The 12,335-nt window shown below is 55.3% G+C and carries 13 protein-coding genes; 8 read left to right on the top strand and 5 right to left on the bottom strand.

All coding sequences use genetic code 11. The features are described from left to right. Nucleotides 1–75 precede the first annotated feature (75 nt). Nucleotides 76–1,704, bottom strand: coding sequence for an ABC transporter substrate-binding protein (locus SK50_RS10495; protein WP_048229392.1), 1,629 nt, complete (start codon nt 1,702–1,704; stop codon nt 76–78). A gap of 270 nt (nt 1,705–1,974) precedes the next feature. Here SK50_RS10495 and yccA point away from each other — a divergent pair, with 270 nt between their 5' ends. Together yccA and tusE are read left to right on the top strand one after the other, a co-directional pair. Then, nucleotides 1,975–2,634: an FtsH protease modulator YccA gene (yccA, locus tag SK50_RS10490; RefSeq protein ID WP_003858127.1), complete on the top strand. Its 660-nt coding sequence runs from the start codon at nt 1,975–1,977 to the stop codon at nt 2,632–2,634. A gap of 88 nt (nt 2,635–2,722) precedes the next feature. After that, entirely contained in the window at nt 2,723–3,052 is a 330-nt protein-coding gene (tusE, locus tag SK50_RS10485) for a sulfurtransferase TusE (protein WP_003858129.1), read from the top strand. Here tusE and yccX read toward each other — a convergent pair. Then, nucleotides 3,049–3,330, bottom strand: a complete 282-nt coding sequence (yccX, locus tag SK50_RS10480) for an acylphosphatase (protein WP_023296278.1) — start codon at nt 3,328–3,330, stop codon at nt 3,049–3,051. The two genes, tusE and yccX, sit on opposite strands and share 4 nt — an antisense overlap. 93 nt (nt 3,331–3,423) lie before the next feature. Here yccX and rlmI point away from each other — a divergent pair, with 93 nt between their 5' ends. Both rlmI and hspQ read left to right on the top strand, forming a co-directional pair. Further along, nucleotides 3,424–4,614 (top strand): 23S rRNA (cytosine(1962)-C(5))-methyltransferase RlmI, encoded by a 1,191-nt coding sequence (gene rlmI / locus SK50_RS10475; RefSeq protein WP_048229391.1) that lies wholly within the window; start codon nt 3,424–3,426, stop codon nt 4,612–4,614. A 60-nt stretch (nt 4,615–4,674) separates the two neighbouring features. Further along, nucleotides 4,675–4,992 carry a heat shock protein HspQ gene (gene hspQ / locus SK50_RS10470; protein WP_017693678.1) on the top strand — a complete coding sequence of 106 codons (318 nt, stop codon included), beginning with the start codon at nt 4,675–4,677 and terminating at the stop codon, nt 4,990–4,992. Nucleotides 4,993–5,025: 33 nt separating this feature from the next. Here hspQ and SK50_RS10465 read toward each other — a convergent pair whose 3' ends face one another. Next, nucleotides 5,026–5,439: a CoA-binding protein gene (locus SK50_RS10465; RefSeq protein WP_045344705.1), complete on the bottom strand. Its 414-nt coding sequence runs from the start codon at nt 5,437–5,439 to the stop codon at nt 5,026–5,028. A gap of 171 nt (nt 5,440–5,610) precedes the next feature. Between SK50_RS10465 and SK50_RS10460 the strand changes: the two genes are divergently transcribed. Together SK50_RS10460 and mgsA are read left to right on the top strand one after the other, a co-directional pair. Continuing rightward, nucleotides 5,611–6,273 (top strand): curli synthesis inhibitor, encoded by a 663-nt coding sequence (locus SK50_RS10460; protein ID WP_045344706.1) that lies wholly within the window; start codon nt 5,611–5,613, stop codon nt 6,271–6,273. A gap of 80 nt (nt 6,274–6,353) precedes the next feature. Continuing rightward, nucleotides 6,354–6,812, top strand: a complete 459-nt coding sequence (mgsA, locus tag SK50_RS10455) for a methylglyoxal synthase (protein ID WP_045344707.1) — start codon at nt 6,354–6,356, stop codon at nt 6,810–6,812. 53 nt (nt 6,813–6,865) lie between these two features. Here the strand turns inward: mgsA and helD are convergent, their stop codons facing one another. Further along, complete coding sequence (gene helD / locus SK50_RS10450; protein WP_045344708.1) at nt 6,866–8,920, bottom strand: DNA helicase IV; 2,055 nt, start codon at nt 8,918–8,920, stop codon at nt 6,866–6,868. 122 nt (nt 8,921–9,042) lie between these two features. Between helD and SK50_RS10445 the strand changes: the two genes are divergently transcribed. Both SK50_RS10445 and yccS read left to right on the top strand, forming a co-directional pair. Then, nucleotides 9,043–9,489 carry a YccF domain-containing protein gene (locus SK50_RS10445; protein WP_003858149.1) on the top strand — a complete coding sequence of 149 codons (447 nt, stop codon included), beginning with the start codon at nt 9,043–9,045 and terminating at the stop codon, nt 9,487–9,489. Nucleotides 9,490–9,507: 18 nt separating this feature from the next. Continuing rightward, the gene (gene yccS / locus SK50_RS10440) at nt 9,508–11,670 is read left to right on the top strand and encodes a YccS family putative transporter (RefSeq protein ID WP_015570895.1); all 2,163 of its coding nucleotides are present in this window, start codon (nt 9,508–9,510) and stop codon (nt 11,668–11,670) included. Here yccS and SK50_RS10435 read toward each other — a convergent pair. Continuing rightward, nucleotides 11,627–12,253 (bottom strand): TfoX/Sxy family DNA transformation protein, encoded by a 627-nt coding sequence (locus tag SK50_RS10435; RefSeq protein ID WP_017384804.1) that lies wholly within the window; start codon nt 12,251–12,253, stop codon nt 11,627–11,629. The genes yccS and SK50_RS10435 overlap by 44 nt on opposite strands. Between the last annotated feature and the right edge of the window lie 82 nt (nt 12,254–12,335).

The raw sequence follows: 12,335 nt of genomic DNA, 5'->3' as shown, positions 1-12,335 counted from the left end.
TAGCCAAAATGCGTTTAATCGGTTGAATAGACGACAGATTGGCCGTTTTGGCAGCATAATATCCACCGCGGATCGTTAGTGCTTTTTGATGTACATATCTTTGGTGTAGTAGTACCCGAGCTTGTCTGGCGTGAAGCCCCCTACCCACGGTTTCACCAGGTGCGTGCGCACGTAATGATAGACCGGGATCGCCGGTACATCCCGTCCCAGCAGATCTTCTGCCTGCTGGTAGAACTTACCGCGCTCCTGCGCCGTTTTCGATTTCGCCGCGTTCACCAGTGCCCGATCGTAGTCCGGATTGCTGTACTGAGTGGTGTTTTGGCTATCCCCGGTACGGAAGGTATTCAGGAAGGTTGCTGCATCGTCGTAATCGGCAATCCAGGCGTAGCGTACCGCGTCAAAGTTATGGGTGTGCATGGTATCAAGCATGGTTTTCCACTCCTGATTTTGCAGCTTCGCCTCCACGCCGAGGTTCTTCTTCCACATTGAGCTGGCGGCAATGGCAATACGCTGGTGCGATTCCGAAGTGTTATAGAGAAGATTAAAGCTGAGCGGATGGCTGTCGTTAAATCCGGCTTCGGCCAGCAGCTTTTTCGCCTCAGCAATGCGTTTATCCATCGGCCAGCTGGCGTAATCCGGGTTCTGAAGCTTGACGCCGCCAATATCCGGCTGGCTGATCAACCATGCCGGGCGCTGGCCCTGCCCTAATACTTTCCCGGCGATGATGTCTTTATCCAGCGCCAGGTTCAGCGCCTTGCGCACGCGGGCGTCGTTGAACGGCGGCCGGGTGGTGTTGAACTGATAATAATAGGTGGCAAGCTGCGGTGAAACGTCCAGCTCGCTCCCCAGCGTTTTCTTCAGCTGAGCAAACTGGTTGATCGGCACCGTGTAAACAATGTCGATTTCGCCCGCTTTGTAGCGGTTGACGTCAGCAGCTTCAGAGGAAATGGGCAGATAGGTCACCTTGTTGATGACGGTATGTTCGTTATCCCAATATTTCGGGTTACGCACCGCCACAATGCGTTCGTTAACCACCCACTGTGACAGTTTATAGGCCCCGCTGCTGACGAAGTGCTCCGGTTTGGTCCACTTATCACCGAAACGGCCTACCAGGACTTTATCAATTGGCACCAGAGACGGGTGAGCCAGCATCGCCAGGAAAGCGGCGTTAGGTTGCTTGAGCGTAACTTCCAGCGTGGTGTCATTGATGGCTTTCACCCCCAGCGACTCGGGCGCTTTTTTGCCTTCTGCGATATCAGTGCCGTTGACGATACGCATACTACCGGGATAGCTGGCATACGGAGAGGCGGTTTTCGGGTCGACCAGCCGCTGCCAGCTCCAGACAATATCTTCCGCGGTGATGGGGGTTCCATCGCTCCAGGTAATGCCCGGACGCAGATGGAACGTCCAGACGGTGTTGTCTTTATTTTCCCATTTCTCCGCCAGGCGCGGCTGGATTTCACCTGCCGGAGAGACGCTGACCAGCCCGTCGAATAAATCGCTGATAATATTGAATTCGACATCGCTTTCGACTTTATGCGGGTCGAGCGAGGCGGGTTCACTGCCGTTGTTCCTGACCAGTTCCTGCTTATCTGCCAGCTGGGTTCCTGCCGGCACGTTAGCCGCCCAGGTTGCCGTGCTGGCGCACAGGATCCCTGCGGTTAACAAAGAGAGTGTAAAGTGCGTGCGTGTTTGTGGTTTCATTTCCTTCGCCTTATTGTCTGTTTTTATGACGATCCGGAAATAACTCTTAGCGGCCTTAGGGAAATAACGCAATATTTTTCAGTGACCTATAAGAGGTTGATCTGAATACGCTCTACAAACCGCACTTCATTCTGAGTACAAAGGCTTTGCCAGAATAAAAAACCAGCATAATCCCTAAGGGGATGAGTAAAGATGGGTAAAACCACTTTGCGTCTGCCGCGCCGTTTCCTATTCTTTGCGCTAATTACATCTGTCATAAGAGAGTGACTCATGGATCGTATAATTACTTCTTCACGCGACCGCACATCGCTACTCAGCACCCATAAGGTGCTGCGCAATACCTATTTCATGCTCAGCCTGACGCTGGCGTTTTCGGCGATCACCGCGACGGCCAGCACCGTACTGATGCTGCCTTCTCCGGGCCTGATCCTGACGTTGGTAGGTATGTATGGTCTGATGTTCCTGACCTACAAAACCGCGGATAAACCGGTGGGTATTCTCTCCGCGTTCGCCTTTACCGGCTTCCTGGGCTACATTCTGGGGCCAATCCTGAATGCCTATCTGTCTGCCGGAATGGGCGACGTGATTGGTATGGCGCTGGGCGGTACCGCGCTGGTGTTCTTCTGCTGCTCGGCCTACGTGCTGACCACCCGTAAGGACATGTCCTTCCTTGGCGGTATGCTGATGGCAGGTATCGTGATTGTGCTGGTCGGTATGCTGGCGAACATCTTCCTGCAATTGCCTGCGCTGCATCTGGCAATCAGCGCGGTGTTTATCCTGATTTCATCCGGCGCAATCCTGTATGAAACCAGCAACATCATTCACGGCGGTGAGACGAACTATATCCGCGCCACTGTGAGCCTGTATGTGTCGCTGTACAACATTTTTGTCAGCCTGCTGAGCATCCTGGGCTTCGCCAGCCGCGATTAACTCACCGTGCTGTGAACAGGGCCCCGCTTATGCGGGGCTTTGTTTTTTTGGTAGACTGAGGCGGTTTTTGACTAACGTGTGAATGAATATGTTGAGTTTTGAAGGCAAAGAGATCGAAACCGATAACGACGGTTATCTGAAAGAGAGCAGCCAGTGGAGCGAAGCGCTGGCGGAGAAAATTGCGGAAAACGAAGGAATCACCCTCTCCCCGGAACACTGGGAAGTGGTGCGCTTCGTGCGAGAATTTTACCTTGAATTCAACACCTCGCCGGCTATCCGCATGCTGGTCAAAGCCATGGCGAATAAATTTGGCGAAGAGAAAGGCAACAGCCGTTATCTGTATCGCCTGTTTCCGAAAGGCCCGGCTAAACAGGCGACTAAAATCGCCGGCCTGCCAAAGCCGGTAAAATGCATTTAATAGCGAATACTGAAGTTAGCGTATTCCCGGTCGGGTTGATGCGGTTCCGTTAGCACCTTATCAACCCGCGCGCTGCGCGGTCCGCCCGCTTTCAGCCACGCCACCAGCTTCTCAACCCGATCCGCCTCACCGCAGGCCACAACCTCCACGCTGCCATCATCCATGTTACGCGCATACCCTGTCAGCCCGAGCTGAAGGGCTTCGCGCTGGGTGCTGTAGCGGAATCCGACGCCCTGTACAAGGCCATGGACCCAGGCAATGGTGCAAACATTTGACATCATCCTTCTCCTTATCCGACTGGCGCGTTGCATTTCCTCACTGAAGTCGGGAAAATGGCGGCCATTTCATTGGAATCGACAGAATAGCAAATTATGAGTGTACGTTTAGTGTTAGCCAAAGGGCGCGAGAAGTCATTACTGCGCCGCCATCCCTGGGTCTTTTCCGGCGCGGTTGCCCGCATGGAAGGTAAAGCCAGCCTCGGTGAAACCATCGATATTGTTGACCATCAGGGGAAATGGTTAGCACGCGGCGCATACTCGCCAGCATCTCAGATCCGCGCGCGCGTCTGGACATTCGATAAAGAAGAAACCATCGATATCGACTTCTTTGTCCGTCGTTTGCAACAGGCGCAGCAGTGGCGCGAGTGGCTGGCAAAGCGTGACGGGCTGGACAGCTATCGTCTGATTGCCGGAGAGTCCGACGGGCTGCCGGGCGTGACCATTGACCGCTTCGGCAATTTCCTGGTGTTGCAGCTGCTGAGCGCCGGGGCGGAATACCAGCGTGCCGCGCTGATTAGCGCCCTGCAAACCCTGTTCCCGGAATGTGCCATTTACGACCGCAGCGACGTGGCCGTACGTAAAAAAGAGGGCATGGAGCTGACGCAAGGCCTGGTCACCGGCGAACTGCCGCCTGCCCTGCTGCCTATCGAAGAACATGGCATGAAGCTGCTGGTGGATATCCAGGGCGGCCATAAGACCGGTTATTACCTCGACCAGCGTGACAGCCGTCTGGCAACGCGCCAGTACGTTGCCGATAAACGCGTGCTGAACTGCTTCTCTTATACCGGCGGCTTTGCGGTCTCTGCCCTGATGGGCGGCTGTGCTCAGGTGGTGAGCGTCGACACCTCACAGGAAGCGCTGGACGTGGCGAAGCAGAACGTTGAGCTGAATAAGCTGGATCTGAGCAAAGCGGAGTTTGTGCGCGACGACGTATTCAAACTGCTGCGTAAATACCGCGACCAGGGCGAGAAATTTGACATCATCGTGATGGACCCGCCGAAGTTTGTTGAAAACAAAAGCCAGCTGATGGGCGCCTGCCGTGGCTATAAAGACATCAACATGCTGGCGATCCAGCTGCTGAACCCGGGCGGCGTGCTGCTGACGTTCTCCTGCTCTGGCCTGATGACGACAGATTTATTCCAAAAAATCATCGCCGATGCCGCAATAGATGCGGGTCGTGATGTACAATTTATAGAGCAGTTCCGTCAGGCCGCCGATCACCCGGTGATCGCTACCTACCCGGAAGGGCTGTATCTGAAAGGGTTTGCCTGTCGCGTCATGTAACTTGAAAAGAGAAATATTGCCCGCACATAGTGTGTATGTAATGTTTCCCGGGAGGTGACTATGATTGCCAGCAAATTCGGTATCGGCCAGCAGGTCCGCCACACCTTGCTTGGATATTTGGGTGTGGTCGTGGATATCGACCCGGAGTATTCCCTTGATGAACCGTCAGCAGACGATCTGGCCGTTGACGCAGCGCTTCGCGCCGCGCCCTGGTATCATGTGGTTATGGAGGGCGACGATGGTCAGCCTGTCCATACCTATCTTGCCGAAGCGCAGCTGAGTGGTGAACTACAGGATGAGCATCCGGAACAACCCACTATGGACGAGCTTGCTCAGACCATCCGCAAACAGTTACAGGCACCAAGACTGCGCAACTAAAGGTGTAAAAAAGCCCGTCAAACGGGCTTTTTTTTATTTTGCCAGCCCCAGACGGGGAATATCGATTGCCGGACAGCGATCCATCACCACCTTCAGCCCGGCATCGCGCGCCAGCACGGCCGCCTGCTCATTAATCACGCCCAGCTGCATCCACAGCGTTTTCGCGCCGATGGCAATCGCCTCCTGCGCCACGCCCCAGGCCGCCTCTGAATTACGAAAAACGTCCACCATATCCACCTTTTCCGGCACGTCCGCGAGCGTCGCATAGCCATGCTGGCCCAGCAGCGTTTTCCCCGCCACCTTCGGCGAGACCGGGATCACGTGATAACCCTGATCCAGAAGGTATTTCATGACCCGATAGCTTGGGCGATCCGGTTTATCGCTCGCGCCGACCAGCGCGATAGTGCGCGTGGACGTCAGAATCTCGACAATGTCGTTCTCTTTCATGCTCTTCCTCCTGGCTTTTTTCAAAGTGTACGTCAAAGCGGACATCTCAACCACGCATCCCATACAGAAGTATGAGGGCAAAACGGCAGAATATGTCTATATGTTAGTAAACGTGTTTGTCGAAAACTTTTGATACATTCTTACCGGGTAGTTTGTCTACAGGAGTCTGCTATGAAAACCGGCATTGCCTGGGCTATGGTTGCGTTAATCATGCCGGTTTGTGTTTTCGCAACCACCCTCAGACTCTCAACCGACATTGACCTGCTGGTGCTGGACGGGAAAAAAGTCTCCAGCTCCCTGCTGCGGGGTGCAGACAGTATCGAGCTGGATAACGGCCCTCATCAGGTGGTTTTTCGGGTGGAAAAGACCATTCGCCTCGCCGACAACGAACAGCAGGTGTACATTTCTCCTCCGCTGGTGGCCAGCTTTAATACCCAGCTTATCAGCCAGGTCAATTTTCGTCTCCCGCGCCTTGAGACAGAAAAGGAGTCACTGGCATTTGATGCCTCGCCGCGCATTGAACTGGTGGACGGGGACTCCATGCCCATCCCGGTAAAACTGGATATTCTGGCGCTGACAAAAAGGTCAAAGGGAACAGACTATGAAGCGGACACCGAGACCTACAACAGGGCCAGCAGGCGCGCCTCGCTGCCCCAGTTCGCCACCATGATGGCGGATGACAGTACCCTGCTTTCGGGCGTATCGGAGCTGGATGTACTCCCCCCTCAGTCGCAGACCCTTACTGAGCAACGCCTCAAGTTCTGGTTCCAGAATGCCGATCCGGACACGCGCGCCCGTTTTCTGCAATGGGCGAAGCAACAACCTTCGTCGTAAGCCACATTTTTTCGTCCTTTCTCTTGCAGCATCAGCCAGTTCCCGTCATCGTGTAACGAGGTAACCTCACGGATAAGATTATGGAACTGACAACACGCACACTTCCGGCGCGCAAGCACATTGCTCTGGTTGCGCACGATCACTGTAAACAAATGCTGCTTAACTGGGTTCGTCGCCATCAGCCTCTTTTACAGCGTCATGCCCTTTCTGCCACGGGAACAACCGGCAACCTGATCCACCGCGAAACCGGTCTGGAAGTGAATGCCATGCTGAGCGGCCCGATGGGGGGTGACCAGCAGGTAGGTGCTCAGATTTCAGAAGGTAAAATTGACGTTCTGATTTTCTTCTGGGATCCGCTGAACGCGGTTCCGCATGATCCGGACGTTAAAGCGCTGCTGCGTCTGGCGACGGTGTGGAACATTCCGGTAGCCACCAATCTTTCAACGGCAGATTTCATCATTGAATCGCCGCAGTTTAACGATCCGGTGGAGATTTTGATCCCGGATTATCAGCGTTATCTTGCGGAGAGACTGAAGTAGTTTTTTGCCCGGTGGCGCTGCGCTTACCGGGCCTACAGAATTTGCCCGGCGCGTTACGGCTTTCTCGCCACCGGCACGTCAATACTTTTCAAAATATCGACAAACACCGACGGCTCCTCTTTGTTGAACAAGAGCCACACGCGATGGCGCGCGCGGGTTATCGCCACGTACAGTAAACGCCGCTCCTCTGCATCCGGGAAATCTTCCGGAACAGGTAATAACGCCTCTTCCATCACGGATTCCCGCGCCGGTGCAGGGAAACCGTCGCTCCCCTCTTTTAGCCCCACCACAATCACGTAGTCGGCCTGCTGCCCTTTACTGGCGTGAATGGTCATAAAATCGAGCTGAAGTTTTGGCCAGCGCGTCGCCGCTTTTTCCAGCGCCGTCGGCTTGAGGTGATGATAACGCGCCAGGACCAGAATGCGCTCATCCGGTTTCGCATAGCCGCTCAGTTTATCCAGCAGCGGTTCCAGCTGATCGTCCGCCAGCAGCGTGACGGCCTTTTTATCCCCCGACGTCAGGCTGTTAAGCGGTTTCGACAGCTGGTGCGGGTTCTGCTGAATAAAACGGTTGGCTATTTCGCCAATCCGCGCGTTGAAGCGGTAGGTGGTGTCCAGATCGCTGCGATCGCCTTCCCCAAAATAGTGGTGGAAGGCCGTCGTGAGGGATAGTTGCGCCCCGCTGAAACGGTAGATAGCCTGCCAGTCATCGCCCACGGCAAACAGCGACGTGTGTTTATTCTGCGCCCGCAGCGCCGAAAGCAGCGCAGCGCGCTGCGGCGAGATATCCTGAAACTCATCCACCAGGATGTGTTTCCACGGGCTGACGAAGCGCCCTTTCTCCAGAATGATAATGGCCTGATGGATCAGCCCCGAAAAATCGACCGCGTTTTCGTCTTTCAGCGCGGTTTTCCACGCTTTCAGCATCGGCGCCATCAGCTTAACCCGTTTAGAAAACACAGCGCGGATCGACTCCGGTGCGCTTTCTATCATCTCCGCCTGAGAGCCGCCGTGCATGCGCATCAGGCTTACCCACCGGTCGAGACGAGAGCCCAGCCGGCGCGCCAGCTTTTCATCCTGCCAGAAGCTGCCCTCCGGCACCTCCCAGTTGAGTTCCTCTTCAAGCCACTGACGCCAGCCTTTCGCCTGCGCCTTTTTTTCACTGCACTGCTGACGCCATGCCTTGATAAACAGCGCCTGGCGAGCCTGAGCGTCATTTTCCAGTTTGCTGACAACAGGAACTTTTTTGCTGCCCTGTTGAATGATGTGTAAAGCGAGGGAGTGGAACGTGCGCGCCGAGATATCCTGGGTATGCAAACGCGCCTGAATGCGCTCATCCATCTCCTGCGCCGCCTTACGGCCAAAGGCCAGCAGCAAAATCTGGTCGGCAACCGCCTCGCCCGTTGTCAGAAGCCAGCCCGCGCGCGCCACCAGCACCGACGTTTTGCCGCTCCCGGCGCCTGCCAGCACTAACAGAGACTGCTCGCCATTCACCACGGCGCGCGCCTGGGCAGGATTGAGGGGCGATGACTCCACCGTACTGAAGAAATCGGCATATTGCGTAAGCATCGTCTCAGTCCAGGCCTGGTTATGCGCCAGACGGCTTTTCTCGATATCGCTCAGCCAGGCCTGGCACTTCCGCCACGCGTCGCGGCAGTTATCAAATTCCTCAAGCCGCGCCACCGGTAAAGGCAATGCCGTCAGCGCCTGGGCGATTTTTTGCTGAAGCCCGGCGGTTTGCTGGCGCGTCAGCCACTTCTGCTGCGTATTGCTTAGCGCGATATCGTCCAGCACCTGTTGTAGCACCTGTGCGGCTATCACGCTCATCTCCTGGCTCCACTGCTGCCAGCGCGTGTTCAGATGATGGTGGAAGCGTTGGGTTTCCGCCCACTCGGTCCCGTGGAGTCGCACCACTTTGTCTGCCGGCAGGACGAACTCCAGCTCCCCCCATACCAGCCCTCGTTTACAATGAATGGCCAGTAGCTGATTAAACGGAATAAGGTATTCGTGGCGTTCCCCGGAGACTTTCACTCCCGCATTGAGAAGGACAACCTTGTCGTAAGGGTGCTGCGCCAGGCGTTTGCCCATTGAAGTTGCTTTCAGTTCCATATCCTGCCGGATCCACGAGGTCATAATTTGTCAGACAGTTTAACTGCCAGTTTTAAGGTGCTCCAGCCCAAAAAAACGTTACAATCACCGGGCGTTAATCATATCGAAGGAAATGAGGGTTTATGCGTACCGTTCTGAATGTGTTGAATTTTGTCCTTGGCGGTTTTGCCACCACCCTTTCCTGGCTTTTTGCCACTCTGGTGAGCATCGTGCTCATCTTCACCCTTCCGCTGACGCGCTCCTGCTGGGAAATCACCAAACTGTCCCTCGTTCCTTATGGAAATGAAGCCGTACACGTGGATGAGCTGGAGCCGGAAAGAAAAAATGCCCTGATGAATACCGGCGGCACGCTGCTGAATATTTTATGGCTGATCTTCTTTGGCTGGTGGTTGTGTCTGATGCATATCTTCGCTGGTATCGCCCAGTGCATCACGATTATAGGCATTCCGGTTGGCATCGCTAATTTCAAAATTGCTACCATCGCCCTGTGGCCGGTAGGACGCCGTGTTGTCCCGGTCGAAGTCGCGCAAGCCGCGCGTGAAGCCAACGCCCGTCGCCGTTTTCAGTAATAAGGACTGGCCGCACTCATGCTAAGCCCCCTGCTTCGTCGCTATACGTGGAACAGTAACTGGCTGTATAACGTCAGGATCTTTATCGCCCTCTGCGGCACCGTCGCTCTGCCGTGGTGGCTAAATGACGTGAAGCTCACCATCCCCCTCACGCTTGGGGTGGTGGCCGGTGCGCTGGCGGATCTCGACGACCGCCTGGCCGGTCGTTTGCGTAATCTGGTCATCACGCTGGTCTGCTTCTTTATTGCTTCCGCCTCCGTTGAGCTGCTTTTCCCCTGGCCCTGGCTGTTTGCCTTAGGGCTGACGGTGTCCACCAGCGGCTTCATTTTGCTCGGCGGCCTCGGGCAACGCTACGCCACTATCGCGTTTGGCGCCCTGCTGATTGCCATTTACACCATGCTGGGCGTCTCTCTTTACGATCAGTGGTATCAGCAGCCGGTCCTGCTGCTGTTGGGCGCTATCTGGTATAACCTGCTGACCTTAACCGGACATCTTATTTTTCCGGTTCGTGCCTTACAGGACAACATTGCCCGCAGTTACGAACAGCTGGCCCACTATCTGGAGCTGAAATCCCGGCTGTTTGATCCGGATATTGAAGAGGACAGCCAAGCGCCCCTGTACGATCTGGCGCTGGCAAATGGCCAGCTGGTCGCCACGCTGAATCAGACCAAAGCGTCTCTGCTCACCCGTCTGCGCGGCGATCGCGGTCAGCGCGGTACCCGGCGCACACTGCACTACTACTTTGTCGCCCAGGATATTCACGAGCGCGCCAGCTCCTCGCATGTGCAGTACGCTGACCTGCGCGAGAAATTCCGCTACAGCGACGTGATGTTCCGTTTCCAGCGCCTGCTGTCGATGCAGTCTCAGGCCTGCCAGCAACTTGCGCGCTCAATACTGCTGCGCACGCCCTATCAGCACGATCCTCGCTTTGAACGCGCATTCAGTCATCTGGATGCGGCCCTCGATCGCGTTCAGGCCAGTGGGACATCGCCGGAACAGTTCAAAGCCCTGGGATTCTTGCTCAACAACCTGAGAGCCATCGATGCTCAGCTCGCCACCATTGAGTCTGAACAGGCGATGGCAATGCCGGGCAATGACGCCGACAACCAGCTTGCCGACGACAGTCTCAACGGTTTCAGCGATATGTGGCTGCGCCTGAGCCGTCATTTTACGCCGGAATCCGCCCTCTTTCGCCATGCGGTAAGGATGTCGCTGGTTCTGTGCGTCGGCTACGCGTTTATCCAGATAACAGGATTGCACCACGGTTACTGGATCCTGCTGACCAGCCTGTTTGTCTGCCAGCCGAACTATAACGCTACCCGCCATCGGCTCGCGCTGCGTATTGTCGGGACATTAGTCGGGGTCGCCATCGGGCTGCCGGTGCTCTACTTTGTGCCATCCGTAGAAGGGCAACTGATCCTGATCGTGATTACCGGTGTACTGTTTTTCGCCTTCCGCAATGTGCAGTACGCCCACGCCACGATGTTCATCACGCTGCTGGTGCTGCTCTGCTTCAATCTGCTGGGTGAAGGCTTTGAAGTGGCCCTCCCCCGCGTGATCGACACGCTAATCGGCTGCGCCATTGCCTGGGCGGCGGTGAGCTTTATCTGGCCGGACTGGCGTTTTCGTAACTTACCGCGCGTGTCCGACAGAGCAATGAACGCCAACTGCCGCTATCTGGATGCTATTCTTGAGCAATACCATCAGGGTCGCGATAACCGTCTGGCCTATCGGATTGCCCGTCGCGATGCGCATAACACGGACGCAGAGCTGGCTTCCGTTGTCTCGAATATGTCAACTGAGCCGCGCGCCACGGCAGAAATCCGGGAGACAGCCTTCCGCCTGCTGTGTCTGAACCACACGTTCACCAGCTATATCTCTACCCTTGGCGCCCACCGTGAGAAACTGACAAATCCGGGCATCCTGGCGCTGCTGGACGACGCCGTTTGCTACGTTGATGATGCGCTTCATCATCAACCTGCGGATGAGCCACGGGTTCACCAGGCACTGGATGAACTGGTGCAACGTATCGCACACCTTGATCCTGGCACCGACAACAAAGCTCCGCTGGTCCTACAGCAAATTGGCCTGCTTATCGCTTTGCTGCCGGAAATTTGTCGGCTGCGACAGAAGATCGCTACCTGGCGGAATGATGGCCCTGCGACTCAGGCAGCGCATTAAACCACTCCATAAGCTCCCGGCGAATATCCGCCGGTAGTGCCGCTTCATGTAACCCTTCGATGGCGCCTTCAAGCGCGAACAATACCCGGATACTCAGCGCTTTATTCTTAGAGCGCATTTTCAGCCAGCTCGTCTTCGCCCCCAACTGTCGTAGCGTCTCTTCATTGGTAATGCCCGCCTCCATAAGCAGGACCTCAATCTGAAAGGTCAGATTCGGCAGATCCTTAAGCCGGTTACGCTGATGGCGCTGGTAGCGCTCTTTCCTGGCGGCATCGAGCGCAAACGAGGAGAGCTGAAGCAGCTTTTCCCTGTTTTGCCACAGACCTTCATCCACACGGTAGTAATTAAGCAGCACTGGCCGTCCTCGTTTCATCAGGGTCAGAAAAGAGGAGGCGTTTTTTACACAGTATTTTGCACTTTGCTCACAGGCGCGAAGGTACAGCTCGCCGTCAGACACCATCGCGAACACCGCTTCATCCACGGCCAGGGTATAACCGCCAAACAGGGCGCGATGATGAATTTCGCCCAGCGGAGAGAGGTATTCCTGAGATTGATAAATCCGATCATAAGATATCTTTTTCATGATAATTCCATTAAAAATCATACAGTAAACACGATATTTATTACTAACGGATCCGTTAGCAGGAAAATAGGAAACTTATTGC

Source organism: Enterobacter sp. BWH64 (assembly GCF_001037645.1).
Classification (GTDB): domain Bacteria; phylum Pseudomonadota; class Gammaproteobacteria; order Enterobacterales; family Enterobacteriaceae; genus Enterobacter; species Enterobacter hormaechei_C.
Note: the sequence above shows the minus strand (reverse complement) of the source record. Positions and strands in the feature narration are given on the sequence as shown.